Source organism: Mycobacterium sp. (assembly GCF_051006775.1).
Lineage (GTDB): Bacteria > Actinomycetota > Actinomycetes > Mycobacteriales > Mycobacteriaceae > Mycobacterium.
Genome location: NZ_JBPCSX010000065.1, coordinates 1 through 14644, shown reverse-complemented (window position 1 = coordinate 14644; position 14644 = coordinate 1). Strand labels below are relative to the sequence as shown.

Below are 14644 nucleotides of genomic sequence, written 5' to 3'. Positions count from 1 at the left end.
GTCAACCAATCCACCAGCTCGATCAGGTACAGCAGCACGACGAAGGTCACGATGGTGGCCGCACCCGTCTTCCAGGCGGGCCACTTGGTGGGCGGTTGTTCGGTCAGGCTCATCGGGATTCAGGCTACCGGCCCGGCTTCCCGCCGCGAGGGTGCGCAAAATGCTCATCCCCGCGGCGTGTCATCGCGCCGACACGCACGCTCGCGGCGGTCACAGGAACACGGTCACGGGAACATCTCCCGCAACGTCGGTATACCTGCCACCGGTTCAGCGGCCAGCACTCCGGCCAGCACCGCGCCGGCCAGGCAGTCCGCTGCGGCCGCTCCCACCGCGGTCAGCAGTGCGGTCTCCGGCAGCATCGCCTCCGGGGTGTCCGGCGACGGATCGACGTGCACGGCCCCGGTGGCCAGGACGAAGACGGTGTCACCGTCCAACGGGGTGTGCGACGGCCGCATCGCCCGGGCCAGCCCGTCCTGGGCGGCGATGGCGACCCGGCGGCAGCCGGTGGGGCTCAGTGCCGCGTCGGTGGCGATCACCGCGATCGTGGTGTTGAGCGGACTCACTTCGCCATGCCGAGCCGCATACGCCGCGATCTGCTCCGGCGGCGGTGCGGTGAGCCCGAACTGCACGGCGAGGTCGGCCATCCACGGCAGGCCGGTCGTGGTGTCAAGCACCTCCCCCGCCGAATTGACCACCACGATCGCGCCGACGGTCACCCCGGATTCCAGCACTGTCGAGGCGGTGCCGACCCCACCTTTGAGCACACCGGCCCGCGCCCCCACCCCGGCGCCGACGCTGCCCACCGCGAACTCGACGTCGGCCCCGGCGGCGGCCCGGTAGCCGAAGTCCGCGTCCGGCCGGTTCGACCAGGCGCCGACCGGGAGGTCGAAGATCACCGCCGCGGGGACGATCGGCACGGTGCCGCCGGTCATCTGCACACCGCGACCCTGCTCCTCCATGAACCGCATCGCCCCGTCGGCGGCGGCGAGACCGAACGCGCTGCCGCCGGTGAGCACCACCGCGTCCACGTGCTGGACGCTGTTGGAGGGTTCGAGTGCCTCGGTCTCCCGGCTGCCGGGAGCACCTCCCCGGACATCGACGCCGCCTACGGTGCCGGGCGGAGCGACGATAACCGTTGTGCCGCATGCCCATCCGGTTCCCGGCGACTCCTTATTGCCGACGGTGGCCTCTGGATCGCAGCGGTGGTGGTGGCCCACCAGGATGCCCGGGACGTCGGTGATGGCGCCGGAGGGATTCACCGGATCGGCTTACCCATCAGCCCCAGCACCAGGCACTCCTGCAGGAAGGACAGCCAGTGGTAGACGTCGAGGTGCTGGGCCATCGGGTGCCCCTCCGGCAGCTGGTCCGGAACGTCGGGCCCGATGTCGAGGATGGTGCCGAGGGTGAGCCGGAGGTCATTGATCGCCGCGATCCAGGCATTCGCGTCGTCTTCGCTCAGGTCAACCCGTCCACCGTCGGTGGGAAGACCATCCAGGAGTCGTTGCGCCGCAGAGATTTTCGTGTCGATGATCTGCGGTTCATGAAGGCTGCGCAAGGCGCCGTTGGATTCGCTCTTATCAGCTTCGGCCGAGTCGGCGCTGACGAAGTCCGGCAGCAGTCGGCGCAGAGTGTCATCGGCAGGCGGCGAGGTGTTGCCGGTGCGAATCCCGGTGATCTGCTCCAGCGGGTCCGATGGAGATCCTGACTGGCGGTCGTCGAGCATCTCCTGCATCGAGGTGGCCATATTTCTCAGCAGGACCACTTCATGGGCGTCCATGCTGGAGACGAAGCGGGGCCCGTCAGCGGTGTCGACCCGCTTCCACCTACGCACTCATTTGTCCTGTTGCATGGTGGCCCACAGGCCCGCAGCGTGGAGCTTGGTGACGTCGATCTCCATCGCCTCGCGGGTGCCGGCCGACACCACCGCCTTGCCCTCGGTGTGTACCTGCATCATCAATGTGGTCGCGTGCGTCTCGCTGTAGCCGAAGAGCTTCTGGAAGACGTAGGTCACGTAATTCATCAGGTTCACCGGGTCATCCCAGACCAGGGTCACCCAGGGAGAATCGGTCGCGCCGAGTTCATCGGCCTCAAGGACCGCACTGGTCCCCGGCCTGGTCGATGCTGACGAGCCCATGCGACCAGGATACCGAGGGTCCGGAGAATCCACTCCCGCGCCTGATACCGCTACGGTTGCCCCTGTGACTGGGGTTGCGTCGCCGGCGCTGCTGACCGACAAGTACGAGCTGACCATGCTCGCCGCTGCCCTGCATGACGGCACCGCGAACCGGCGGGCGACCTTCGAGGTGTTCACCCGCCGGCTTCCCGACGGCAGGCGGTACGGGGTCCTCGCCGGGACCGGCCGGTTCCTGGCGGCTCTGGCGGACTTCACCTTCGATGAGGCCGCACTAGATTCGGTGGCCGCGTTCCTCGACGCCGAGACCCTGGGCTATCTGCGAGACTTCCGCTTCCGTGGCGATATCGACGGCTACCCCGAGGGCGAGCTGTACTTTCCGGGCTCGCCGGTGCTGTCGGTCACCGGGACCTTCGCCGAATGCGTTCTGCTGGAGACGCTGGCGCTCTCGATCCTCAATCACGACTCGGCGGTGGCCGCGGCGGCGGCCCGGATGGTCACCGCGGCTGACGGCCGCCCGCTGATCGAGATGGGTTCGCGGCGCACCCACGAACAGGCCGCAGTTGCCGCCGCACGCGCCGCCTACATCGCCGGATTCACCGGAACCTCCAACCTGGAGGCCGCCCGGCGATACGGGGTGCCCGCACTGGGAACCTCCGCGCACGCGTTCACCATGCTGCACACCACGGCCGACGGGCCCGATGAACCCGCTGCGTTCCGGGCGCAGGTGGCCGCCCTCGGGGTGGGCACGACACTGCTCGTCGACACCTACGACGTGCACACCGGCGTCGCCAACGCGATTGCCGCGGCCGGCACCGGATTGGGCGCGGTGCGCATCGACTCCGGAGACCTCGGAATACTCACCCGGCAGGTGCGTGCCCAACTCGACGATCTCGGCGCGGCCGATACCAGGATCGTGGTGTCCGGCGATCTCGATGAGTACGCCATCGCCGCACTGCGGGCCGACCCCGTCGACAGCTACGGGGTGGGAACGTCGGTGGTCACCGGATCCGGCGCTCCGACCGCGAGCATGGTCTACAAACTGGTCGAAGTCGACGGTCTTGCGGTGACCAAACGCAGCAGCGGCAAGCAATCCCACGGTGGGCGCAAGGCCGCCACCCGGACCTTGCGACCGTCGGGCACCGTCGTCGAGGAGATCGTTCATCTGGTCACCGAGAGCCCTTCCACCGCGGAGGCGTCCAGGCTGCTGACTGTTCCACTGGTGCGCGGCGGCGAACCACTGGTGTCGCCGGACCTGACCGCGGCGCGCGAACTCGTCGCCGCCGGCCTGCGCAGCCTGCCGTGGGAGGGCCTGGCCCTGTCCCACGGTCAGCCGGCACTTCCCACCCGGCAGATGCTGTGACCGACATCCCCGCGGTGACCGACCTGCTCGGGATCGCGGTCGACGCCCTCGGCGGCACCCAGCGCCCGGGGCAGGTCCAGATGGCCGAGGCGGTGTCGCACGCGTTCGCCACCGGCGAGCATCTGGCGGTGCAGGCCGGCACCGGCACCGGCAAGTCGCTGGCCTACCTGGTGCCGGCGATCGCCCGCGCCCTGGCCGATAAGACCCCGGTGGTGGTGTCCACCGCCACCATTGCGCTGCAACGCCAGCTCGTCGACCGCGATCTGCCCCGACTCGCCGACGCGCTGGCCGACGCACTGCCGCGGCGGCCCAAGTTCGCCCTGCTGAAGGGTCGACGGAATTACCTATGCCTCAACAAGATTCACAGCGGTGCAACAGACGAAGACCCGGACGCCCCACAGGAGGAGCTGTTCACCACCGCGTCGAGCGCGCTCGGTCGCGACGTTCAGCGCCTGACCGCTTGGGCATCGGAGACCGAGACCGGGGACCGCGACGACGTGCGTCCCGGTGTGCCGGACCGGGCGTGGGCGCAGGTGAGCGTCTCGGCGCGGGAATGTCTCGGCGCGGCCCGCTGCCCCTACGGCGCGGACTGCTTCGCCGAGAAGGCGCGCGCCGAGGCCGGACAGGCCGACGTGGTCGTCACCAATCACGCCCTGCTGGCCATCGACGCCATCTCCGAGGCCAGCATCCTGCCCGAACACTCACTGCTCGTCGTCGACGAAGCGCACGAGCTGACCGACCGGGTCACCTCGGTGGCCACCGGAGAACTGACGCCGGCACCGCTGGGTGTGGCGGTGCGACGGATCGGCCGACTGATCAGTCCGGAATTGACCCAGCGGTTGGACGCGGCGGTCGCTACGTTCTCCTCGGCCATCCACGACGCCCAACCCGGCCGCATCGACTATCTCGACGACGAGTTGGCGATCTACCTGACTGCGCTGCGCGACGCGGCGAGCACCGCCCGCTCGGCAATCGACCCCGCACCCAAGGACCCCAAGGCCGCCGCTGCCCGGACCGAGGCGATCGCCGGCCTCACCGAAATCAGCGATACCGCCGCGCGCGTGCTGGACTCCTTCGTCCCGGCGATCCCCGACCGCGCCGACGTGGTCTGGCTCGATCACGAGGATCAACGGGGAACGGTCCGCCCGGTGTTGCGGGTGGCCCCACTGTCGGTCGCCGGCCTGTTGCGCACGCAGCTGTTCGGGACGGCGACCACCGTGCTCACCTCGGCGACCCTGACCATCGGCGGATCCTTCGACGCGATGGCCGGCGCCTGGGGGCTCAGCGATGAGACCGCCTGGCAGGGCCTGGATGTCGGTTCACCGTTCGTCCACGCCTAGGCAGGCATTCTCTACGTCGCCGCGCACCTTCCCGCGCCCGGACGCGACGGTGTCGGCGCCGAGGCACAACTCGACGAGATCGCCGCGCTCATCGAAGCCGCCGACGGCCGCACCCTGGGATTGTTCTCGTCGATGCGGGCGGCAAAGGCAGCCGCCGAGGCGATGCGCTCGCGACTGGACACACCGGTGCTGTGCCAGGGCGATGACAGCACCGGCGCACTGGTCGAACAGTTCGCCGGCGATCCGAAGACCTCGTTGTTCGGGACACTGTCGCTGTGGCAGGGGGTCGATGTGCCGGGGCCGTCGCTGTCGTGTGTGATCATCGACCGCATCCCGTTTCCGCGCCCGGACGATCCCCTGCTGACCGCTCGGCAGCGGGCGGTGGCCGCCGGCGGCGGCAACGGGTTCATGGCGGTCGCCGCCAGCCATGCGGCACTGCTGCTGGCCCAGGGCGCCGGGAGACTGCTGCGCCGGGTCGATGACCGCGGGGTGGTGGCGGTGCTCGACTCGCGGATGGCCACCGCCGGGTATGGCGGCTACCTGCGAGCCTCGCTGCCGCCGTTCTGGACCACGACCGACCCGGAAGTGGTCAGGCAGAGCCTTCAGCGGCTGCGATGATCCTCGGAGAGGAACACGGCCAGGCTGGCGGCCACGACGACGGCGGCCAGACCGATCACCGGTGCCACGAATAATCGTGTCACCGTCGCTCCCACCACGGCACCGGCCAGCATCGTGAAAACCACTGTGTAGCGCAATCTTTCACGCTCACCGCGCCCGCCGGCCAGCCGGCTGTCCAGACCGAGACCGACGATCGTCGATGTCAGCACGGTGGTACTGAGTTCCTGGATGCCGAATTGCCGGGCGGTGGCGGCCTGGGCCCCGAAGGTGACCGCCAGTCCGGCGATGAGGACAAGCCTGCCGTTGTCGTGATACTGCAGAACCCCCGCTCCGGCGAGTATCGACAGCGTCGCCAAGAGCAGAACCTCGGTGCCCATCGCAACGGTGAGCCAGCGCCGCACGTCATGGTCGAGGTGGCGGGCGAACCGGCCACCGAGGATCGTCCCGATGACGAAGCTCACGAACGCGACCACCGCGGCGAGCAAGTCGACGCCGGAATGCGGCACGAACCAGAATCCGAGGAAGATCACGTTGCCGGTCATGTTGGCTACGAAGACATGGCCCAGGAACAACACCGAAACCGCATCCACCAAACCGGTGGCGAAGGTGAGCAGCAGTAACGCGACGACGGTGCGCCGGTCCGAGACCGGCGAGACGACTGTCATGTCACGAGTATGGCCCTCGGGATTCGAGCTGTTCACCGGGCGCAAAACCCTGGGCGGAATCTGCCCGACAGCAATCTATTGTGGTGACATGCGCCCACCCCGCACCCTGCGCCTGCTCGTCGCAGCCTGCGCCGTCGCGGTGCTGGCCGCCGCCTGCAGCACCGCGATAGTGGGCAAGCCCGTTTCGGAGTTCGATGATCCGTTCAAGGTGGGCGGTCTGGCCGCTGTCGATGGGCCCACCGGCTTACGCCCGGATGCCAAGGCCGAGTCACGCGAGGTCACCGATACCGACGGTGGCGAGGTCGATAAACTCGCCGGGCAGTCGGTCAGCGATCTCGAGGAGTTCTGGAAGTTCGCCTACCCGGATTATTTCGATGGTGAGCTCACGCCCGTCAACGCCTTGTTCTCCTGGGACTCCGACTCCTACCGGGGTGAATTCTGCGGCGAGACCAACGAGGGACTGATCAACGCCGGCTACTGCGAGGACGACAGCACCATCGGCTGGGACCGCGGAGTCTTGATGCCGTCACTGCGGGCGGCCAACGGGGATATGGCCATCACCATGGTGTTGGCTCACGAGTACGGCCACGCCATCCAGAAGATGGCAACCATGAATCCACGCGGGGTTCCGGCACTGGTCGCCGAACAGCAGGCGGACTGCCTGGCCGGGGTGTATCTGCGCTGGGTCGCCGAAGGGAAGTCCCCCCGGTTCACGCTGAGCACCGGCGAGGGCCTCAATAACCTTCTGGCCGCGATGATCTCGTTCCGCGATCCGCTGCTGAGCGGTAACGACACCTATGACACCGGGGACGAGCACGGGTCGGCATTCGAACGCATCTCGGCGTTCCAGTTCGGTTTCACCCAGGGAACCTCAGCGTGCGCCGCGATAAATATTCAGGAGATCAAACAGCGACGCGGCGACCTGCCGGTGGAACTTCCCGCCGACCAGAGCGGCGAACTTCCGGTCACCGAGGCGTCGGTGAAACAGATCATCGACGCGATGAACATCCTGTTCGCCCCCAAGGCCCCGCCGCAGTTGAGTTTCGATGCCAGATGGGCGGCGTCCTGCCCCGACGCCCGGCCCAGCCCGCCGGCGTCCTACTGCCCGGCGTCCAACACCATCACCGTGGATCTTCCTGCGCTACAACAGATGGGCGCCACCACCGAAGGGGCCGACGGCGTGGTGCTCCAGGGTGACAACACCGCCTATTCGGTGGTGGTGTCGCGCTATATGGTGGCGGTCCAGCACGAGCGCGGCGGGCTTGTTCTCGACAGCGCCGAAGCCGGACTGCGCACAGCCTGCCTGACCGGGGTCGCCACCCGGAAACTGTCCACGCAGATCAGCACACCGGACGGAAACACGGTGGCACTCACCGCCGGTGACATCGACGAGGCGGTCGCAGGTCTGCTGACCAACGGTCTGGTCGCCGGGGACGTCAACGGCGAGTCGGTGCCGGCCGGGTTCTCCCGTATTGACGCCTTCCGGGTCGGGGTGCTCGGCGACGTCGACCGCTGCCTGAAGCGGTTCCCCTAGACCGTCTAGGTGACGCCGTACCAGGACAGCACCGCGTCACCCTCTGCGGTCGATTTGGTCAGTGTCGCGTAGGAGCGGATGAACGACTGCCCCACACACCCGTCGATCTTGATCCGGTAGTCGCTGATCGACACCCATGGCGCAGAACCCACATAGCTCTTCTTGGTTATCGGGACCAGGTTCACGATGCCGGGCTTGAGGCTGACCGACACACCACCTCCGGCGCTGACACCGGCCTGGGGGATGAAGAGGTCGATCGGCCCCTGGGTCAGATCCCCGAGACCGACACCGACACCGGCGTTGGCGCCGGCGGTACCGTTGACCTGGACGCCGTTGCTGGTCGACATGTCGATACCGCAGCCGATCTGGTAACCCACCTCGAAGACACCCTTGGGCGTTGCTCCTCCCGGACCCTTCACCGTGGCGTTGAACACCCCACTGACCTCATACTCGCGTGTCGAGATGGCGGTGGTCAGCGGGGCGACCGCCCGCTGGACCTCATCTTTGGCCGAGACGGTCAACGTCCAGCCGTCACGAGACCTGGTGGACTCCTCCGGACTGGACGCCACCTTGCCGTCGTCTACCGGCGGGGCGGCATCTGCGGCGGCGGCAACAGGTTGAACGTCAGGATTGGGCGGATCGAGCGGGTCGGCCACGGCCGGGCCGGCCAGGATGGCCGAAGCCGGGCCGGCCAGGATGACCAGCGCAGCCACCGCTGACGCGGCACCCCGAAGCTTGCGACCCATGCGGGCAACCTACAAGAGGAACTCCGCGGGCAGGAAAAGAGGCCCCGGACCAGAGGGACCAGACCGGGGACTAGACCATCTTGGTGAAGCCGTACCAGGCGGCGATCGCGTCACCCTCATCGGTCGACTTGTTCAAAATCGCGTACGAGCGGATGAAGGACTGGCCCACACACCCGTCGATCTTGAGCCGCTGGTTGCTGATCGACACCCACGGTTCGGAGCCTTCAAACGTCTTCTTCACGATCGGCACGACGTTGACCAAGCCGGGTTTGAGGCTGACGCCGACGGTACCGCCGATATTGACGCCGGCGGTGGGGAAGATGATGACGGGCGCTGCACCGGAGATGGAGAGCGGCCCGAGCGTGGTGAGGCCCGCGCTGAGCCCGCCGGTGCCGCTGAGCAGGACACCGTTGCCGGTCGTCATGTCGATACCGCAACCAATCTGGTAACCCACCTCGAAGACGCCCTTGGGCGCTTCGCCCGGGCCCTTCAGCGAGCCGACGAAGGTGCCTCCGACCTGATACTCCCGGGACGAGAGGGCGGTGGTCAGTGGCGCGACCGGACGCAGGATCTCGTCCTCCGATGAGATGGTCAGCGCCCAGCCATCGGGCGATTTGGTGGTCTTCGGCGGGCTGGAGGGCACCTTCCCGTCATCGACGGGCGGGGCGGGATCAGCGGCGACCACCGGCTGTACATCGGGGCCGGACGGGTCGACCGGGTCAGCGGCGGCCGGGCCGGCCAATACGACCGCGGCCGGGCCGGCCAGGGCGAGCAGCGCAACGCAGACTGCGCCACCGACCCGCATACGCAAACTCACTGAGGCAACCTAACAACTTGGACGCCTCCCCCGCGCGCAGGGTTCACCGACTCACAGCTTCAGGCAAATTTCACCAGGCCCAGTTCGGCGTCGCCGGCCAGCAACGGGTGATGCGGCAGCACCCGGACGGTGTAGCCGACCGAGCCCGACACCGGCAGCGGCGTCGTCACGGAGAAAATCTCGGTCCCGCCGTCACCGGCGCCGACGTGCGTCATGTCCAGGTAGATCGGGTTCTGCAGCGCATCGGTGGAGTCCACCCGCCCCAGCACGGCCTGGACCACGACTTCATCGGGGCGCAGACCGGCCAGCGCCAGGGCGGCGGTCAGGGTCAGCTGGGAGCCCAGTTCCGGGGTGTCGGGCAGGCCGGTGCTGTCGACATCGCTGATGGCCACCTCGGGCCAGGCTTCGCGCACCCGCTGGACGAAGGCCGACAGTTCCCGCGCCTGGCCGTACGGCAACCCGTCGATGGCGGCGGTCGTCCGGCGCAACGAGGCGGCCGCCGGCAGGTAGTACTGCTCGGTGTAGTCACGCACCATCCGCGAGGCCAGCACCTTGGGCCCCAGCGACTGCAGGGTGTGCCGAACCATCTCCACCCACCTGGTCGGCACGCCGTCGGGGTCGCGGTCGTAGAACTTCGGCGCCACCGACTCGCGCAGCAGGTCATAGAGCGCCGCCGCCTCCAGGTCGTCGCGGCGGGCCTCGTCGGCCACTCCGTCGGCGGTGGGAATCGCCCAGCCGTTGTCCCCGTCGAACCACTCGTCCCACCAGCCGTCCCGGATGGACAGGTTCAGTCCGCCGTTGAGCGCGCTCTTCATCCCCGAGGTGCCGCAGGCCTCCAGCGGTCGCAACGGGTTGTTGAGCCAGACGTCACATCCCCAGTACAGCAACCTGGCCATCGAGATGTCGTAGTCCGGCAGGAACGCGATGCGGTGCCGCACCTCGGGACGGTCGGCGAACCGGACGATCTCCTGGATCAGCCCCTTTCCGGCGTCGTCGGCGGGATGTGACTTTCCCGCGACGATCAGCTGGATCGGCCGCTTCTCGTCGAGCAGTAGCGCCTCCAGCTGATCCGGATCGCGCAGCATCAGCGTCAGACGCTTGTAGGTCGGCACCCGTCTGGCGAATCCGACCGTCAGCACATCGGGATCGAAAGCCGTTGCTATCCAACCGAGTTCGGCGTCGATGGCACCGCGTTCCAGCCACGCCCGATGCACCCGCTTGCGCACGTCCTCGACCAGCCTGGCGCGCAGCTGGGAGCGGATCCACCAGATGTGCCCCGGGTGGACCTCCTGGAGCCGCTGCCACACCGACGGCTCGCGCAGCGCCTCGGCCGAGCCGACCAGCTCCCGGCCCAGCTCCATCCACTCCCGCGCCGCCCAGGTCGGGCCGTGGACACCGTTGGTGATCGAGCCGATCGGCACCTCGGTGGCGTCGAACCCCGACCACAACTCGTCGAACATCTCCCGGCTGACCCGCCCGTGCAACTGGGACACCCCGTTGGCGCGCTGCGCCAACCGCAGGCCCATATGGGCCATGTTGAACTTCTCCGGGTCGTCCTCGGCGCCGAAGGCCAGCACCCGTCCGGGCGGCACTCCGGGCAACAGCCCCGACGGTCCGTCGTCGCCGAAGTAGCGCTGCACCATCTCCACCGGGAAGCGGTCGATGCCGGCCGGCACCGGCGTGTGGGTGGTGAAGACCGTACTGGCCCGGACGATGGTCAGCGCGGTGTCGAAATCAAGGTTGTCAGCGGTCATGAACTCGCGGATGCGCTCCAGGCCCAGGAATCCCGCGTGGCCTTCGTTCATGTGGAACACATCCGGAACCGGATGGCCTTCGATGGCGGTGAACGCGCGGATCGCCCGCACCCCGCCGACACCGGCGAGCAGTTCCTGTTTGATCCGGTGCTCCTGATCGCCGCCGTAGAGCCGATCGGTGACGTGTCGCAGGTCGTGATCGTTCTCCGGTATGTCGGAGTCCAACAGCAGCAACGGGATTCGACCCACCTGGGCCACCCAGACCCGCGCCCGCAGGATCCGTGACTCCGGCATGGGCAGCTCGATGACAACCGGTGCACCCGATGCATCACTGAGCAGCCGCAGCGGCAACCCCTGCGGATCCAGCGACGGGTAGTTCTCGTGCTGCCAACCGTCCGGTGTCAGCGACTGCCGGAAATATCCGGACCGATAGTTCAGGCCGACACCGATCAACGGCAGACCGAGATCGGAGGCGGCCTTGAGGTGATCACCGGCCAGGATCCCCAGACCGCCGGAGTAGATCGGCAGCACCTCGGCGACGCCGAACTCCATCGAGAAGTAGCCGATACCGGCGGGCAGCGGCCCATCATCGGAGGCCTCCAACTGCTGATACCAGAGCGGCCTGGTCAGGTACTCGTCAAGTTCGGCGGCCAGCCGATCGAGCCGCTCGAGGAATTCGGTGTCCTCGGCGAGCTCGTCGAGGCGCGCCGGGGTGACCGAACCCAGAACAGCGACCGGGTCACGTCCGGCCAGTGCCCAGTGCCCCGGGTCGATGCTCTCGAACAGGTCCTGGGTCGGGGCGTCCCACGACCAGCGCAGGTTGGTCGACAACCGGGCGAGTGCGGCGAGCCGCTCGGGCAGATGAGCGCGCACAGTGAATCTGCGGAGGGCCTTCACCGGTCCGACCTTACTGAGGATCGTCGACCGTCGCTGACCCCGCTTCGCCCTCGCGGTGTGGGGTTGACCACTACGGTGAGAACCGACGAGTGCTGCGGTTACCCCCGGGGCGGGACCGCCGATGCCACGGATGCGGAATGAGGTAGCTCAGGTGCCGGGTCGGATCGAGATCGACGACGTCGCACCCGTGGTGTCCGGGGGCACCTACCCCGCCAAAGCCGTTGTCGGTGAGGTCCTGCCGGTCTCGGCGACGGTGTGGCGGGAAGGCCACGATGCGGTCGCGGCCACCCTGGTGGTTCGCTACCTCGGCCGGGACTACCCGCAGGCCGGTCACAGCCCCGCCCGCCGGGTCACCACGCCCGAGGGCACAGCGGCCGCGGCGGGCCGGGTCAAACCGTCGCTGCATCCGATGTCACAGGGCCGCACACCGGATGTGTTCCATGGCCAGTTCGTCCCCGATCAGGTCGGGCTGTGGACGTTCCGGGTCGACGGCTGGGGTGACCCGATCACCAGCTGGCGGCACGCGGTCACCGCCAAACTGGACGCCGGCCAGGGCGCCGATGAGCTCGACAACGACCTCCTGACCGGAGCTGCCCTGCTGGAACGCGCTGCCGCCGGGGTCCCGCGCGCCCAGCGGGCACCGCTACTTGATGCTGCAACCCAATTGCGGCAGCCCGGCGATCCGGCGACTCGGGCTGCGCTGGCACTGTCGCATCCGGTGACCGCACTGCTGCACCGCTTCCCACTGCGCGACCTGCTCACCCGCGGACACTCCTACGGCGTCTGGGTGGACCGGCAACTGGCCCGCTGCAGCGCCTGGTACGAGATGTTCCCGCGCTCCACCGGCGGTCGCGACGCCAAGGGTGCGCCGGTGCACGGCACGTTCGCCACCGCCGCCGGCGATCTCCCCCGGATCGCCGGGATGGGGTTCAACGTGGTGTACCTGCCGCCGATTCACCCGATCGGGACGGTGCACCGCAAGGGCCCCAACAACACTGTCACAGCAGAGCCCGGCGACGTCGGCTCACCGTGGGCGATCGGCAGCGCCGAGGGCGGCCACGACGCCGTGCATTCCGATCTGGGCACCATCGATGACTTCGACGACTTCGTCGCCACCGCGGCCGGCCTCGGCATGGAGGTGGCGCTGGATCTGGCGCTGCAGTGCGCCCCGGATCATCCCTGGGCCACCGAGCACCGGCAGTGGTTCACCGAACTGCCCGACGGCACCATCGCCTACGCGGAGAATCCGCCGAAGAAGTATCAGGACATCTACCCACTGAACTTCGACAACGACACCGAAGGCCTCTACCACGAGGTGCTGCGGGTGGTCCGGCACTGGATGGATCACGGCGTCAAGATCTTCCGGGTCGACAATCCCCACACCAAGCCAGCGGAGTTCTGGGCCTGGCTGATCGGCCAGGTGAAAGCGGCCGACCCCGACGTGCTGTTCCTTTCGGAGGCCTTCACCAGGCCGGCCCGGCTCTACGGATTGGCCAAACTCGGCTTCACCCAGTCGTATTCGTACTTCACCTGGCGGACCGCGAAGTGGGAACTCGAGGAGTTCGGCCGACAGATCGCCGAGCACGCGGACTACGCGCGGCCGAACCTATTCGTCAACACCCCCGACATCCTGCACGAGAGCCTGCAGCACGGCGGTCCGGGCATGTTCGCAATCCGCGCCGTGCTGGCCGCCACCATGGGCACATCATGGGGTGTCTACTCCGGCTACGAACTGTTCGAGAGCACACCATTGCGGCCGGGCAGCGAGGAGTACCTCGATTCGGAGAAGTACGAGTTGCGTCCGCGCGACTTCGCCGGCGCACTGGCCCAGGGTCGCTCGCTGGAACCGTTCCTGGCCCGGCTCAACGAGATCCGCCGCATACATCCGGCGCTGTGCCAACTGCGCACCATCCGCTTCCACCATGTCGACAACGAGGCTCTGCTGGCATACAGCAAGTTCGACCCGTCCACCGGCGACACCGTGCTCGTGGTCGTGACACTGAATCCCTTCGGCGCCGAGCAGGGCACGCTATGGCTGGATATGGGCGCACTCGGTATGGCGCCCTACGACCGGTTCTGGGTCCGCGACGAAGTCAGCGGAGAGGAATACCAGTGGGGTCAGGCGAACTACGTGCGGCTGGAACCGACCAGGGCGGTGGCCCACATCCTCAACATGCCGGCGATCCCGCCAGAGCACCGCGCCGAACTGCTGCGGCGGGAATGACCGCCCCATGACGAACAAACCGAACACGCCGACGCAGAAGAGCGGCGACATCCCGGACCCCCATCTGGCGCCGCATCCCGGTGAACTGGCCCGGCTGATAGCCGGCACCCACCACGATCCACACTCCATCCTCGGCGCCCACGAATACGACGAACAGACCGTCATCCGTGCCCTCCGTCCGCACGCCACCGCGGTAGTCGCACTCGTCGGGGGCCATCGGCATCCGATGACGCAGCTGGGGTCGGGGTTGTTCGCGGTCGCGCTGCCGTTCACCGATCTCGTCGACTACCGCCTCGAAGTGAGCTATCCGGGATCCGACGGCGAACCCTTCACCTACACCGCAGCCGACCCGTACCGATTCCTGCCCACCCTGGGCGAGGTGGACCTGCACCTGTTCGCCGAGGGCCGCCACGAACGGCTGTGGGAGATCCTCGGCGCGCACCCGCGGTCCTTCACCACCGCAGATGGTGTGGTCGACGGGGTGTCCTTCGCCGTGTGGGCGCCGAATGCCAAGGGCGTCAGTCTGATCGGCGAGTTCAATGGTTGGGACAGCAA

General features: G+C 68.0%; 11 protein-coding genes and 1 pseudogene. 5 read left to right on the top strand and 7 right to left on the bottom strand.

Annotation, left to right across the window (positions count from 1 at the left end):
• Positions 1-224 precede the first annotated feature (224 nt).
• From ACR2JI_RS05220 to clpS, 3 genes are read right to left on the bottom strand one after another with little or no spacing between them, the layout of a single operon-like run.
• A complete protein-coding gene (locus ACR2JI_RS05220) occupies positions 225-1259 on the bottom strand; it encodes a P1 family peptidase (RefSeq protein ID WP_526388733.1) in 1035 nt (344 codons plus the stop codon).
• Complete coding sequence (aosR, locus tag ACR2JI_RS05215) at positions 1256-1831, bottom strand: oxidative stress transcriptional regulator AosR (RefSeq protein WP_526388731.1); 576 nt, start codon at positions 1829-1831, stop codon at positions 1256-1258. The genes ACR2JI_RS05220 and aosR overlap by 4 nt, the downstream gene beginning before the upstream one ends.
• Positions 1832-2134 carry an ATP-dependent Clp protease adapter ClpS gene (clpS, locus tag ACR2JI_RS05210; RefSeq protein WP_526388729.1) on the bottom strand — a complete coding sequence of 101 codons (303 nt, stop codon included), beginning with the start codon at positions 2132-2134 and terminating at the stop codon, positions 1832-1834.
• Between clpS and ACR2JI_RS05205 the strand changes: the two genes are divergently transcribed.
• Positions 2133-3494 (top strand): nicotinate phosphoribosyltransferase, encoded by a 1362-nt coding sequence (locus ACR2JI_RS05205; RefSeq protein ID WP_526388727.1) that lies wholly within the window; start codon positions 2133-2135, stop codon positions 3492-3494. The two genes, clpS and ACR2JI_RS05205, sit on opposite strands and share 2 nt — an antisense overlap.
• Positions 3491-5452: pseudogene (locus ACR2JI_RS05200) on the top strand (ATP-dependent DNA helicase). The gene ACR2JI_RS05205 and the pseudogene ACR2JI_RS05200 overlap by 4 nt, the downstream one beginning before the upstream one ends.
• Here the strand turns inward: ACR2JI_RS05200 and ACR2JI_RS05195 are convergent.
• Complete coding sequence (locus tag ACR2JI_RS05195; protein WP_526388725.1) at positions 5437-6117, bottom strand: YoaK family protein; 681 nt, start codon at positions 6115-6117, stop codon at positions 5437-5439. The pseudogene ACR2JI_RS05200 and the gene ACR2JI_RS05195 sit on opposite strands and share 16 nt — an antisense overlap.
• Positions 6118-6205: 88 nt before the next feature.
• On the opposite strand from ACR2JI_RS05195, the gene ACR2JI_RS05190 reads away from it, so the two are divergent.
• A complete protein-coding gene (locus ACR2JI_RS05190) occupies positions 6206-7651 on the top strand; it encodes a neutral zinc metallopeptidase (RefSeq protein ID WP_526388723.1) in 1446 nt (481 codons plus the stop codon).
• 5 nt (positions 7652-7656) lie between these two features.
• On the opposite strand, the gene ACR2JI_RS05185 is transcribed toward ACR2JI_RS05190, so the two are convergent.
• The 3 genes from ACR2JI_RS05185 to glgP all read right to left on the bottom strand — a co-directional run bounded on the left by ACR2JI_RS05185 (position 7657) and on the right by glgP (position 11865).
• Positions 7657-8397: an MspA family porin gene (locus ACR2JI_RS05185; protein ID WP_526388721.1), complete on the bottom strand. Its 741-nt coding sequence runs from the start codon at positions 8395-8397 to the stop codon at positions 7657-7659.
• Between the two features lie 70 nt (positions 8398-8467).
• Entirely contained in the window at positions 8468-9202 is a 735-nt protein-coding gene (locus ACR2JI_RS05180; RefSeq protein ID WP_526388737.1) for an MspA family porin, read from the bottom strand.
• 71 nt (positions 9203-9273) lie between these two features.
• The gene (gene glgP, locus ACR2JI_RS05175; protein WP_526388719.1) at positions 9274-11865 is read right to left on the bottom strand and encodes an alpha-glucan family phosphorylase; all 2592 of its coding nucleotides are present in this window, start codon (positions 11863-11865) and stop codon (positions 9274-9276) included.
• A 151-nt stretch (positions 11866-12016) separates the two neighbouring features.
• Here glgP and ACR2JI_RS05170 point away from each other — a divergent pair, with 151 nt between their 5' ends.
• Both ACR2JI_RS05170 and ACR2JI_RS05165 read left to right on the top strand, forming a co-directional pair.
• Positions 12017-14089 (top strand): maltotransferase domain-containing protein, encoded by a 2073-nt coding sequence (locus tag ACR2JI_RS05170; protein WP_526388735.1) that lies wholly within the window; start codon positions 12017-12019, stop codon positions 14087-14089.
• Positions 14090-14096: 7 nt separating this feature from the next.
• The coding region (locus tag ACR2JI_RS05165) for a GlgB N-terminal domain-containing protein (protein WP_526388717.1) at positions 14097-14644 on the top strand (548 nt) is incomplete at its 3' end.